The sequence below is a fragment of the Candidatus Omnitrophota bacterium genome, from assembly GCA_026387175.1.
GTDB lineage: Bacteria > Omnitrophota > Gorgyraeia > 2-01-FULL-45-10 > 2-01-FULL-45-10 > CAIMPC01.
This window is the reverse complement of the sequence record JAPLME010000005.1, coordinates 25,663-38,161: the sequence shown is the minus strand read 5'-3', so window position 1 is coordinate 38,161 and position 12,499 is coordinate 25,663. Positions and strand designations below refer to the sequence as shown.

Sequence of the window (12,499 nt, the reverse complement as noted above, 5' to 3'; positions counted from 1 at the left end):
TACATCGTAAAACGTGTTGTCAGAATAACGCCAATAAGTTGTCAAGAAGTTGTCAAGCTTTTCTACACGAACTTATACCCGACCCGGTGGACCGTGATGATATGCTCCGGCGCGCCGGGGTTCTTCTCTATCTTCTCTCTCAGGCTCCATATATGGGTATCGACGGTCCGCGTCGTAACCTCTTCGGAGGTCCATATTTGCGCAAGCATAGTGTGCCTCGATACAGGCTCTCCGCGGTTCGATACAAGCAGTTTCAATATCTTATGTTCGGCGGCTGTGAGGCTTATCTCCTCCTGGCCCTTATAGATCATATATTTTTTAAAGTCTATCTTTATCCCGTCGAATTCGTAGACGTCTTCCTCTTTACCGGCGTTCTCCATCCTGCGCAATACCGCCTTGACCCTCACGACAAGCTCGCGAGGTGAAAACGGCTTGGTGATGTAATCGTCCGCCCCGAGCTCGAGCCCCAGCACCTTATCCGCCTCCTGCGCCCTGGCGCTTAAAATTATGATGGGCGCCCTTATACCCTGCAGCTTCAATTCCTTGCAGACTTCAAACCCGTTCAGCCTCGGAAGCATGATGTCCAATAGGATAAGGTCCGGCCCCTTCTCTTTGGCCTGTCTGAGCGCTTCCTTGCCGTCGCGAGCAATGATCGTCTTATAGCCTTCGAGCTCGAGATTGTCTACGAGGCCCGTCATTATATTTTTATCATCCTCTACTATCAGTATCTTATACATGCGCGTTCACCGGAAGCAGCAACGAAAACTTCGACCCATGGCCCTCACGGCTCTCCACGGTGACCTTGCCGCGATGCGCTTCGGCGGCATATTTCACGAGCGTAAGGCCGAGCCCGGAGCCCTCCACATTCATATCTTTCTGGTTAACACGGTAAAATCTGCGGAAGATCTTCTTCTGTTCCTTCCGCGGTATCCCCACTCCGCTGTCTATGACCTCGATGGCCACTTCATTGGCTTTCTTCGCTACATTTATCTTTATCGTCTTGTCGAACGGTGAATAATTGAATGCGTTTGTCAGCAGATTCGTGATCGCCTGGGATATCGAATCGGCGTCTATCTTTAATACAGGGATATCTTTATCAATATTCAAAAATACATTGCAGGACTCATGCACCATATAGGACTTAAAACGCTCCACTGTCGAATTGACTATCTTCGTTATATCCTCATCCTTAAATTCATATCTCTTACGGCCGCGCTCGATACGGGAAAAGTCAAGTATGTTATTGGCCAGGTTAGTGAGCTGCTCGCTTTCACCGGAAATGATATTATAATATTCCCGCTTTTTTTCTTCGCTGGGAACGCTATCGTTCTTCAGCATCTCCGAGAACATGCGTATCGAGGTGAGGGGCCTTCTCAGGTCGTGCGACAGGCTCGACACGAATTCGCTCTTAAGCTCCGTCAGGCGCCATTCTCTCGATAGTACGCTTAAAGTGAAGAAGCTCCCGCCTAATACAAAGAGCGCGGAAAATATAATTATCGCTATATATGAGGAGAGGCGGTGTTTCCTCTCTTCAAGGCCCTTTATGACCGCGGGATACTTTTCATAAACCGCTATTACGTAGGGCATCCCTTTTATATTCTTTCTGAGAACGGGAGCTCCGAGTTCCCTGGAGGGATCCCCGCCGAGCGGCCTGCCGGCGGTGTCGAATATCTTCACCTGATAATTAAACATCGCGGCCTGGTCCACCATGAGCGGCTCTATTTTAGATTTATTCCTTAGAGATGACTCGGATAACCCATAAAGGGCGGCCCTTATCTCATCTTCCACTACATCCGCCATAGACTCATAGACGCGGCGTATGTTCGTTTCGACTATCGACTTTTCGCTCCTGACGGCCTGCAGGCCGAAGTAGGCCAGAAGAGCCGTGGGTATCAGCACCGACAGAATAAATATGAGCACTACATTTACGCGCATCCTACCTCAGCTCTTTTCCCAGACGGTTTTCAAGCTCCATCTTGGTTATCCAGTCCCTCACGCGTTCGGCCGTCTCTCCCATGGGGCGGAGAGACAGGAACTTATAATAATGATATAACGCCTTATTGTTCATGTTCAACTTATCGTCATAAAGTATTCCCAGGTTGTAATGCACTCCCGCGTCCTTAGGATCTATGCGCAGGCATTTAAGGTATTCCCTCTCCGCATCGTGCCATAAACCGTTCTTTTCATACATGACCGCGGTGTTAAAGTGCGCATCCAGCCTCTCTTTGTTCAACTTTACCTTCATCTCCTCCGGGGCTTTCGCGGCCGCTTCGGCTTTACGCCTTGCCTCTCTCGCGGCATTTTCGGCGCGCCCCAGCCTGGCCTGCATCTCTTTATTCTCGACCATCAGGCGGTTATTCTCATCCTTCATGGCCTCGAATATCTTATCCAGCCTGGCGCTCAGTTCCTCGCCTCTGGACGCGGCCTTGGCTTGCGCCTCTTTATCGCTTTCATACGCGAGACTGTCCTCGGTGTTATGCTCCAATAACACCGATACCCTGACCTTTAATTCATCCGTCTTTTCCTTTAAAGCTTTCTCTATCCGGTGCTTCTCCTGCGTGGCAAGTTTTATGTCATCATCCAGTTTTTTAACAGCAGCGGTGTCTGCTTGCACTTTAAATTTTGCCGAGATCGCTTTCTTCCTCAGCTTCTCCACCTTTACCTGTGTAGCTTTCTTCTTTTTCCCCAGGTCCCCTGACCGCGATTTAAGGTCTTTCGCTTTTGAGACATCCTCGTTCTCCAGCGCTTTTACCTCTTCTTCCTGCGATCTTTTTGCTTCATTGGCAGTCAGGAGCTCGTCCGACAGTTTTTGTCTGGCGGATTCCAATTTCTGCGCCTCCACCATCAGATCATCCATCTTCTTCTTTATTTCCTCTGACTCATCCTTAACAGGCGGCTCCTCTTTCGCGGAAGCGCCCTTCTTCACAGAAGCGCCTTCTTTCTTCTCCGACGCGAGCCTGGCCCTTAACGCTTTCAATTTATCCGTCTCGGCTTTATATTCAGTGTCCTTCGCCTTCAAATTTTCATCGATCTTATTCTTTTCGTTTGTGAGCGATTCTATCTTATCCTCCGGCGACTTTAAGCCCTCTTTAAGCTTATCTATCCTCGTCTTCCGCTCGCTGCTCTCCTTCTCACCCGCCTCGGCTAAACGCTTAAACTGCTTATCTTCGGCGCTTATTTCGTCCTCGGTCGTCTTTATGCCCTTTTCTCTGGCTTCGTATATTTTAGTCTGCCCGACTAGCTCCTCTTCGGCTTTTTTCTTATCGGAGGCGAGCTTCGCGAGTTTTACATCCAATGCCTTGGCGCTGTCTTTAAGCTTCCATATTTCGCTCTTCAACTCATCGCACTTCTTCATCTCGGTCGTCTGCACCTTTTCATATTCCGCGCGTTTCTTGAGATCATACTCCCTCTTCTGCAGTTTACCCTCCAGACGATGGACGCCCTTCTCCGCATTCTGCAGATCCGACATACTGGTTTCGGCTATGGCCTCAGTGCTATAGGAGCGCGTGACACACAATATCGTAAATATGCCTATCGATAATATCGTCAATTTATTTTTCATTTCGCATCTCCGCTCTTTTTCCTTACTTCCTGATGCCCCTGGACGGTTTTGGCATATCTTTTTCGAGGAGGAACGTATCCTCTCCCGTCACTATCCGCGGCGTCAAAAACACTACTGTCTCCGTCCGGACTATCTCATCAGTTGACTTTTTAAAGGCAAGGCCCACCCACGGTATATCGCCTAAAAACGGTATCTTATTCACCGTCTTAGTCTTATTATCTTTCACCAGGCCGGCAATTATTATCGTGACGCCGTCTTTTATTGTAACCGTCGTCTGGGCATTGGCGGATTTAACTACAGGCACAGCGCCTGCCGCCTGCGCCGCTCCACCGTACCATGCCGATATGGAGCTCACTTCCGGTTTTATCAGCATACTTATGAAGCCGTCAGGGTTTATACGCGGCGTAACGCTCAGCGTCACGCCGATATTCACCCATTGATAACTCTTTGAGGCTGTCGTCGTCCCTCCCGAGGCTGTCGTCGTAGTATCTTCTTCATACGGCTGTTTCTCTATGACCTCTATCTTTGACTCTTTCCCCTCCTCAACGGTTATGTGCGGATTCGAAAGTATCCTCGTCTCGGCCACCGTGCCGAGTGTCTCAAGAATAATGGATAACTTATTGGTGGAAGTCGTAGCCACGGTCATCTTACCTATTGCTCCGGCAGCCAGATTAAGAGGAAGCGAGACCTGCGGAGTGATAGCTATCGCGCTGAGGCTTCCGGCCATCTGTATTATCCTGGACCAGTCAATGCCCCATTGGAACTTGTCGCTCAGGGTAACCTCGACGATCTTGGCCTCGATGAAGACCTCCCTCGTCTTCCTGTCGAATGCCTTGATCAGGACATCCAGCTTCTCCAGCTGGTACGGCAGGTCCGAGATCACTATGGTATTGGTCCTCAAATCGGAACGTATCGTCCCCACGTCCGGGGTAAGGGCTTTTGAGATCTCGTCTTTAACAACGTCCACCTTCGCATATTTAAATTCATATACCCTTGTCACTGTGGGCAGGACTCTCGAAACTGTGGGCAGTTCCTGTTTAGCGATAATATCGCCCATCTCTTTTATCTTCGCCGGAGTGTCTATAAGGATCAGCGTTCCCGTGCTGTCGTCATAGATTATCTTGCCGATTTCGCTCTTGATATTGCCGAGGATCGTAGCCACATTTTTAGGGGAAGCGTATTTCAGTTGATACGCGGCCGTCTCGCGCTGGTCGTAGAATTCCACTCCGAACATTGTCTTAAATTCGGCTGTCGTCATTATTGTGATGATATTGCCCTTTATCTGATAAGCGAAGCCGTTCATCGAAAGAGCTATCTCGAGCGCGTCGCCTATGGTCACGTCATTTATCAGGAGGCTTATAGGGCCGGTAACGGCTTTACTCGCTATTATGTTCAGGTTTCCGTCGGTGGCAAGGAACTTCAGGAACTGCGTCACGTCCATCGCCCTTATATCGAGCGATATCTTCTTCTTTAGCCCGGGAAAATCATAATCGGATATGGCCTTACGCGCCACTATTCCCGCAATAGGGGCATCTGCCTCGGAATAGGCGCTGGAGATAAAGATAACCGCGGCAATCGCGCCAAAAACGCATAGCTTAATTATCGCGTTCTGTCTCATAAGAGATCCATCTCTTCCTCGTCATTACCGATCACTACCTTATCCTTGCGTATTTCCTTTATCTTAATGCCGGTCGAGCCTATCGTCTGGCCCTTCGTAAGGAAATACATGTTGCCCTCTTTATCGTTCTGCCATAGTATCATGGCTTTCGGCGCGGGACCCCACGAGATCCCCTGGAGCTTCAGGCTTTCGGCCGCTTTTTTTAACTTGCCCGATGCGCCCTGTTTCGTTTCCGTCACCGCTTCCTTCGGAATAGGATGGAATATATCCCTCTTGCGGATCTCCGCAAGATAAAAATCGGCTTTCTTAAGAGGCTCTATCTTCTCATTGCCTCCTACCGAAGCGATCTGGATCTTTGAAACAGCGTCCGTGATCATCGTGGTATCCTGGCGCTTGCTCGTCAACGCGTATATGACAAGGATCGCGACTATGATGAGCGCCGCGGCCAACACCTTATTAATAACTCCGGGCTCTAATTCGGGTAATTTTAAATTCGCCGGAATTATTGTCTTCCAGTTAAAACCCTTCTTCTCTCCTGATGGCGGGGCGCCTACCGCCGATATAAAACGCTTTAATCCGCGCAGCCATTCGCCGAACTTTTTGCCGCCGGGCTTGCCCTCTTCGGGTGCCGAATTTTTCCCCTGCTGTATGACTTTGAAGAGACGTTCCTCTGGAGAAATATTTTCAGCCATTATATTCTACACGTCAACCGGTTGCACATCGTTACGGATCAGGGCCTCGATGACTTCTTTATCGATCATCTCCTTCTTATGCATGACGAGATACTCCAGCGCGTCGTGGCAGAGCATGGCGATCTTCCTCGGATAACCTTGAGTATAGTTGAATATAGCCCTTATCGAATTATCGGTGAATAACGGATATCTCGACACATACCCGGCCTCTTTAAGCCTGAACTCTATCATCTCCCTTACCTCATTCTCCTCGAGCGGATTTATCACGTATTTAAGAGAGATCCTGTCCCACAGGTTCTTAATGCCGCTTATGCGCGGCAAAAGCTCCATCTGGCCCATGAGGATAACCTGTAATATCTTGAATTCATTGGTCTCATAGTTCAAGAGCGAACGCAATACCTCGAGGCAGGAGAGGTTAAGCTTCTGTGATTCGTCTATCAGGATAACTATGGTCTTGTTGCCTTCGACGCCCTTATCGAAAAGGAATTTTTCTATGGCCTTCAGATAGTCCAGGACCGTCGGTTCCGCGGCGGGCGTTGCGTAAGCGGCTTTAATATGGAATCTTTCGGCCAGATCGCGGAGGAACTGTAATTCGGATTCGTAGACCGGGTTAAGTATCATCGTCATGATGAGGGTCGGGTCCAGTCCGAGCAACTGGGACAATCTGCGGCTAAGCGTCGTCTTGCCTGTGCCCACGTCGCCCAGGACAACGCTCAAACCCCTCCTCAGCTCGATGGCGACCCTGAGCCTGTAAAGGACGGATTTATGTTCTTTCGACTCGTAGAAGAATTTAGGGTCAGGGCTGGTCGAGAACGGCTCTTTATCTAATCCCAATATTTTATAATAGCTCATGCTAACTTAATTTTTTCCTTTTTTCCTCGATTACCTTCCTTATTTCATCCATATGGCCGTTGCTATACATCCTCCAGCCGCGCCAGTCTTTGGGGGGCTTGGATATCTTGCCGTCCTTCTCCCATCCCAGAAGCGTCTTCTTGGAAATCCCGAATTTGTCCGCTACAGTTTGAGCCAAGTAGTAATTTTTAGTATTTTTCAGCGGCATCATCTCTCCTTTTGATTATTTAAAACACACTTTAAGTATGCTAAGCATGGAAAATAGGGTAAATATGGTAAGCATGGAAAGTATACCTGACATATTTGGGTTTGTCAAATTTTTCGCTAAGAAACTTGCATATTGCGGAAAAGGTGATACTCTTAATGTAAAAAGAGGGATAATTTATGAATTTTATTAAGACGCTACTGGGCATTTTCGTTATTGCGATCATGATGCAGGCCTGCGGAGAGTCATATTGCGATGACAGCGCTGTCGGCCGGCAAATAAGGAGAATGGAAGGGACTATAACAGCGGTAGATACATTTGATTCCACCTTTGCGGTCGAGTGGCAGGGCGAGGATTTGATCCATTATAATGTGACAACCTTCAAAGTTCCGGAGGGAATGGACTTTTATAAAGGTACCGACATGGTGGATATATTAGATATAAATATAGGCGATCCCGTAACGATCGAATATTATATAGACGGTTCCGGCAATCCACAGATGGTCCGCATGGATATAGGCCAGTAACCCTTCCCCCTCTCGGGGGCCACCCTCTCGGGGGCCATCCTGAAAAGGGACACCCCCAAATCTCGGGGGCCATCCTGAAAAGGGACACCCTGTAATCTCAAATTTTCAATCCCTTATCTATTATGGTCTCATAAGGCCGCTTTTTCAAAATGTATTCTCTGTATAATTTCATGCGCTCCTTCGGATCATTTGATAATTCAAGATAACAAGGATTAGGAGTGATTATGTCATCTTTCCTACCATTGGCATAGAAATTATAGCTAGAAAAATGATAGTCCAATAGATCGGTTACTATACCCGCCCTTAAAGGGTTTCTTTCAATATATCTGCCGCATTCCAACAAATATTCATCATTATCCACAAAAACACTTTTATATCTCCCCTGGAATAGGTTGCCTATAAGTTTATAGCATTTCTTATAATGATTGGCATAAGATTGGTTTATTCCCTGCATAATACTAGGTAATTCATCGCCTTTATTCACCCGTAATAAAATATGTGTATGATTTGGCATGGGGCAATAATGAAATACATCGAAAATGAATTTCTTTTTATAGTCCTTTATCAATTTTTTATAAATCGTGTAATCATCTAACGAATGAAAAAGCTTGTACCTATTATGCCCCCTGCTTGTTATGTGATATATGCCTCCATCCACTAACAATCTACCCTGTCTGGCCATAAAAATGCCTCCTTTCGTGCCTTTATATCCCCCTATATAAAGACGCTAAAAGAGGCTAAATTGTTGCAAATTATTTTAAAATATTTTTCCGAGTAGCTACAGGGTGTCCCTTTTCAGGATGGCCCCGTGCATGGGGATGGCCCCGTGCATGGTAGTGCATGTAGTTTACAGAGCTGTAGCGACAGCCTCCCAGGCCTTGCGCTGGTCGGTTACGTTTTTCCAGTCAATCTTACGGATCTTGAGGATACCTTTGAAAAGCTCATTCAGAACGGCCCTGGGATCCGCGGCGCCTTCTACCATAGCCGCAATGAGGTTTAGGAGTCCCTGACTCGGTTCGGCGCCTTCCCCCTTACGCACATATTCAAGGATCTCGAAACCGAGCCCGAATTGTGTAATAAAGTCAGGGCTGCCCTCCTGTTTGATCCTCTGTATCTTTATCGGCGCGTCAAGCCTATCGATATAGATTTCTTTTGTTTTAAGGTAATTTTCTGCGTCAGCGAAACATCCTTCATAAAGGTCTTCCGGTAATAGCAAGAGCGCGCGAGGATTTTTATTCGCTGGATCCTTTAAGGAAACTATTATACGGTCAATTAACGCTTTGAGCCCATCTTCGCTGTCAACTCCTTCCTCAAGAATCGATCGCGCATAAAGATTATATGGATAATTCTCGAGTTTATTCTTAATATCCTGAAGGGGCCTTCTGGCCTTGCTCGACTCGCCGATTCCGGCAATCTGCACCACAATGTTCAGGTGCCCATTCTTTTCGATATCACTAAGCCCCTTGACCAGCATTGCCGTCCGAAGCGCCATCTCCAATTCACCCATTTGATATTCGTCGATCTTTCCTGTCTCTTTTAATTTTTCCAGATCCATTAATATCGCCTGGATGGCTTCCGGCGCGGAAGCTTTTTGTTTCATCTCATTCACAAGCGCTATGCGATCTATCTTTTGCGCTTCCAGAAGCGGAATGATATCGGTAAGCACTGACGGTTGGGTCTGACTTGCCTCGCCTATGGCTGTAATCGCTACCGCCTGAGACGGAGTTGTCGGCGAAATAGTGCCAAGCGCAACGTCAAGGCTTTCCCCGACCTTTTGCAGACTAAGTTTCGGTAAGACTTCTGTCTCAAAACCAGTCAATACTGGTAACGGTAAGCGTGTCTCAACACACTCGTACCCATTATATATATTAATCAACTCTTTTCTCAGCCCGCCCTCATCTATAACGCCTTGATCAAACCGATAAGCCAAATCCCAAATCTCTTGTAACAGCAAGCGCATAGCATTTTTAACACTTATGTCTTCTATATTAAGGTAGCGGAATTCCAGCTCGCCTATTAATGCAATAAGGCCCTCCACCGGCAGGGCACCATAAATTGCCTCTGCTAGATAAGCCGAGATTTCACGATCGATAGATAACTTGCTCATATTCGGATTTACTTCCTCCCATTGATGCTTAGCTTCATGAATAGCGATATTATGTGCTATACCTGCCATTATCTCTTTATTCACCATACCTCTAAACTGCTTCTGATAAAGATCCCCCAGGATGCTATTAGCCTTTGAAGTTGTTAATAAAACACGGCTTCCTTCTGCAGTCTTTATCCATATGCCTGCCTTATTAAATATGCCGTTAATGGTTGGAAGATACGATATGGGCGCTCTGCCTTCCCGCAATGTTTTCTCTATATTTTTCGTATCATTGTTTATATGGTCTAAGGTTATTGTCACATCCTTTTCATTTATAAACGATGCGCCTTTAGTGTTATTCAGCAACGCCACTCCAAAGCGCGAAAGAATGAGGACGCTGCCAACCTCGCCGGAGTCTACCGTTACCTTAGCAGCTATCTTATAGCCTGTGCTATAATCTTTCATTACTTCTACCCTAAAACCGCGTGTCTTCAATACTGCATTAAGATTGTTAAAATATTTTACCTCTAATGGAGAGCCTTGAAGAGATTTTCTAAAGGACCGCACAAACTCAGCTAACGGGTTATACCGTCCTGTGCCGAATACTTCACAGAACTTTACGCTCAACTCTTCCTCCAGTTGATCACTTAACAAAAATCCTCTGCTCACAATGGCAATATACGGTAAAAGCACATTCTGGAAGAAAAATTCGGGCTGGTTCGCCTGCGGGCTTCGCATATTATATACAATATCGCGAACCACTGCTTTAAGTATTTCCGTATGCTCCATACTATTCAAAACATTTACCGCGTCTCGCGCCTGGGTTTCGGATATGCCAAAGCTTCTGGCCAACAAATCAAAATGTTTATCTTCTTTTGCCGCCGCCGCATTAATAACGGTCGTAAAGAGCAGGCATAGAGCTACATATACCGAGTTTTCGGCGATCATTTCATGAGTAGGCGCGGCTGTGGGCGCTTGTGGGGCTTCTTCCTTGCTTACAGCGACCCCTACCCTACTGAGCATGCGGAGAATCTCTTCTGTTTTATGCGTATCGATTGGCATACCTTCGTTCACAATTTTCTTGCCGTTGGCGGTATCAGGACGCGAGAAATGATATTTATTATCAATCTTGTCAATGATGAGGTAGTTGCCGGCGGTGGTAAGAATGGCGAAAGCGCCGTTTTGATCATAATAAGCGATCATCGCGGGAAGTATCCTGTCAAGCTCGGCCCCTTCCGGGTCAACAAGCTTACCAAGTTCATTAAAGGGGCTGGCGATCTGCATCGTCCCGAGCGCTTCATCCAGAGAGGCGACTAAGTCGCTCTCCTTGCCGGACAATATTTTAAAATACGGACATTCATACCCATCAGCATTCTTAAAATTAGGCGTGATCGAGACATAGGCTATGCCCTCTTTCCTGAACATCTCGGCCAGGTTCTCGTTGTGGAAACCTCCGGTCACGAGGATAGCGATGCTCTTGCTGTAGCCGTTGGCGGAATATTTCATATTCTTAAGAAATGCCTCATCACGTTTAATGGAATATTCGTAGAATTGCGAGATATCCTCGCGATAACGATCGAGGCTTGAAGCATCCTTATCGAGTAACGCCGTTATCTTGTAAAGCAGCGCTTCTTTATCGATAAACGCGGCGTAGCGAGAGACGTTGAAAGAATCTTTGTTAACCAGATAGTAACGATAATCGTCTTTCGCCAGAGAGATGTCGAAAATATTCTTAAGCAGTGCCAAATTCTTCGAAAGGCGCGAGAGCTCTTTTTCTTTATCGTTCCGGCAGAGCACTCCTTTTATGGTATCTTCCAGCGCTTCTTTCTCCTCCATGACTTTTGCCTCATCCATAGCGCCGTAGATCGAGATATAAGCTATATATTTCTGAAGCTCGGGGAAAGCGGCCATATCGACGCCTGCCTTTTCCGCCCTGGCCGTAAGATAGGTGTAGAAGCTCTTCTGCGCTATGCGCTCCTGCTTAAACTCCACTGTTTTCGCGATAAGCTCTTCGACGGCATTTTTGGAAAGCTTTTTTTGGAGGCCATCGATAAGATCGTCCCGTTCCTTGTTTGCTTTCTTAAAATCGATATTCGCTTCTTTGGCGAATACCTGGTCAAGGAGATAAATGTTGGCCAGTCTCTTGGTGTCGATACCATTGGCCTTGGCCGCGCCGAGCAGATACGAAAGATATTCCTTAAACTCCATATTATTGGATTTATTAGCGCCGTATTTCATATCGAAGTCGAGAAGCTCTGTCGAGTATATCTTGGCTTTCAGGTTCGATATGATGTGATTTAAGGATTTCAGGTATTTATCTATCTCTTCTTTATGAACAAGCGAGTTTCTGTAAACGGCGAGGCCGTCGATATATAGTTTCACATCTTCAACGCCCCAGAGATTGGTTTTTCCGGGATTATTGATAGCGAAGTATTCGGCGCCGTTTACAAGGCCCTCTTTTACGAAGTAATCGGCTACTTTATTTTTGATGGATTTATCTGAAATGCCGGAAAAGGCGGAGAGGTCATAGCCTTTAGCGCCGCCTTCAAGGTTAACGGAGACTACCCCGTATTCTTTATTGACATATTCTATTATCTTTGAGATCTGGTGCTGAGCGGCATAGTTGCAGTGCGCATCCTGGATATGGATTACCACTTTGTCCGGGTTAGCCGCCGCGTATGAATTCGTCACAGAACCAAGGTCTTTCGGCAGAGTAAAATTCGTTACATTAATATCCTTGGTAAAACCCTGGCCGCCGGCTTTATTAGAGCCGTTATCGGAAAGCTCTGAGGGCGTTCCGACAGCCCAGGCCGCATCATAAGATACCGTATTAAATAAAAAAGCCGCTAAGGTAACTATGCATATTAGCGCCTTAAATGGCTTTTTCTTTTTTAGGCTACCATTAGATCCGATGGTTATCATCTGATAGCTCCGGTTTAATCTTATTAAATCTA

10 protein-coding genes are annotated in these 12,499 nt (G+C 46.8%); 1 reads left to right on the top strand and 9 read right to left on the bottom strand.

Annotation, left to right across the window (positions count from 1 at the left end; genetic code table 11):
• Positions 1-62: 62 nt before the first annotated feature.
• The 7 genes from NTY76_01915 to NTY76_01885 are packed head-to-tail and all read right to left on the bottom strand — an operon-like array spanning position 63 to position 6,935.
• Entirely contained in the window at positions 63-737 is a 675-nt protein-coding gene (locus tag NTY76_01915; protein MCX5677843.1) for a response regulator transcription factor, read from the bottom strand.
• Complete coding sequence (locus NTY76_01910) at positions 730-1,935, bottom strand: ATP-binding protein (protein ID MCX5677842.1); 1,206 nt, start codon at positions 1,933-1,935, stop codon at positions 730-732. Before NTY76_01910 ends, NTY76_01915 begins: the two co-directional genes overlap by 8 nt.
• Position 1,936: 1 nt before the next feature.
• Positions 1,937-3,562, bottom strand: a complete 1,626-nt coding sequence (locus tag NTY76_01905) for a tetratricopeptide repeat protein (protein ID MCX5677841.1) — start codon at positions 3,560-3,562, stop codon at positions 1,937-1,939.
• A gap of 22 nt (positions 3,563-3,584) precedes the next feature.
• Positions 3,585-5,180, bottom strand: a complete 1,596-nt coding sequence (locus NTY76_01900; protein ID MCX5677840.1) for a hypothetical protein — start codon at positions 5,178-5,180, stop codon at positions 3,585-3,587.
• Entirely contained in the window at positions 5,177-5,872 is a 696-nt protein-coding gene (locus NTY76_01895) for a hypothetical protein (GenBank protein MCX5677839.1), read from the bottom strand. The genes NTY76_01900 and NTY76_01895 overlap by 4 nt, the downstream gene beginning before the upstream one ends.
• Before the next feature lie 6 nt (positions 5,873-5,878).
• A complete protein-coding gene (locus NTY76_01890) occupies positions 5,879-6,724 on the bottom strand; it encodes an AAA family ATPase (GenBank protein MCX5677838.1) in 846 nt (281 codons plus the stop codon).
• 1 nt (position 6,725) lies between these two features.
• Positions 6,726-6,935 (bottom strand): MerR family transcriptional regulator, encoded by a 210-nt coding sequence (locus NTY76_01885; protein MCX5677837.1) that lies wholly within the window; start codon positions 6,933-6,935, stop codon positions 6,726-6,728.
• A 173-nt stretch (positions 6,936-7,108) separates the two neighbouring features.
• Here NTY76_01885 and NTY76_01880 point away from each other — a divergent pair, with 173 nt between their 5' ends.
• Positions 7,109-7,456: a hypothetical protein gene (locus NTY76_01880; GenBank protein ID MCX5677836.1), complete on the top strand. Its 348-nt coding sequence runs from the start codon at positions 7,109-7,111 to the stop codon at positions 7,454-7,456.
• Positions 7,457-7,553: 97 nt separating this feature from the next.
• Here the strand turns inward: NTY76_01880 and NTY76_01875 are convergent, their stop codons facing one another.
• Positions 7,554-8,138 (bottom strand): transposase, encoded by a 585-nt coding sequence (locus tag NTY76_01875; GenBank protein MCX5677835.1) that lies wholly within the window; start codon positions 8,136-8,138, stop codon positions 7,554-7,556.
• Between the two features lie 165 nt (positions 8,139-8,303).
• Positions 8,304-12,467, bottom strand: a complete 4,164-nt coding sequence (locus NTY76_01870; GenBank protein MCX5677834.1) for a hypothetical protein — start codon at positions 12,465-12,467, stop codon at positions 8,304-8,306.
• Between the last annotated feature and the right edge of the window lie 32 nt (positions 12,468-12,499).

Bases quoted from the DNA above. Each gene is read 5' to 3' on its own strand.
- NTY76_01915 (MCX5677843.1), bottom strand. From the start codon at position 737: ATGTATAAGATACTGATAGTAGAGGATGATAAAAATATAATGACGGGC.
- NTY76_01910 (MCX5677842.1), bottom strand. From the start codon at position 1,935: ATGCGCGTAAATGTAGTGCTCATATTTATTCTGTCGGTGCTGATACCC.
- NTY76_01905 (MCX5677841.1), bottom strand. From the start codon at position 3,562: ATGAAAAATAAATTGACGATATTATCGATAGGCATATTTACGATATTG.
- NTY76_01900 (MCX5677840.1), bottom strand. From the start codon at position 5,180: ATGAGACAGAACGCGATAATTAAGCTATGCGTTTTTGGCGCGATTGCC.
- NTY76_01895 (MCX5677839.1), bottom strand. From the start codon at position 5,872: ATGGCTGAAAATATTTCTCCAGAGGAACGTCTCTTCAAAGTCATACAG.
- NTY76_01890 (MCX5677838.1), bottom strand. From the start codon at position 6,724: ATGAGCTATTATAAAATATTGGGATTAGATAAAGAGCCGTTCTCGACC.
- NTY76_01885 (MCX5677837.1), bottom strand. From the start codon at position 6,935: ATGATGCCGCTGAAAAATACTAAAAATTACTACTTGGCTCAAACTGTA.
- NTY76_01880 (MCX5677836.1), top strand. From the start codon at position 7,109: ATGAATTTTATTAAGACGCTACTGGGCATTTTCGTTATTGCGATCATG.
- NTY76_01875 (MCX5677835.1), bottom strand. From the start codon at position 8,138: ATGGCCAGACAGGGTAGATTGTTAGTGGATGGAGGCATATATCACATA.
- NTY76_01870 (MCX5677834.1), bottom strand. From the start codon at position 12,467: ATGATAACCATCGGATCTAATGGTAGCCTAAAAAAGAAAAAGCCATTT.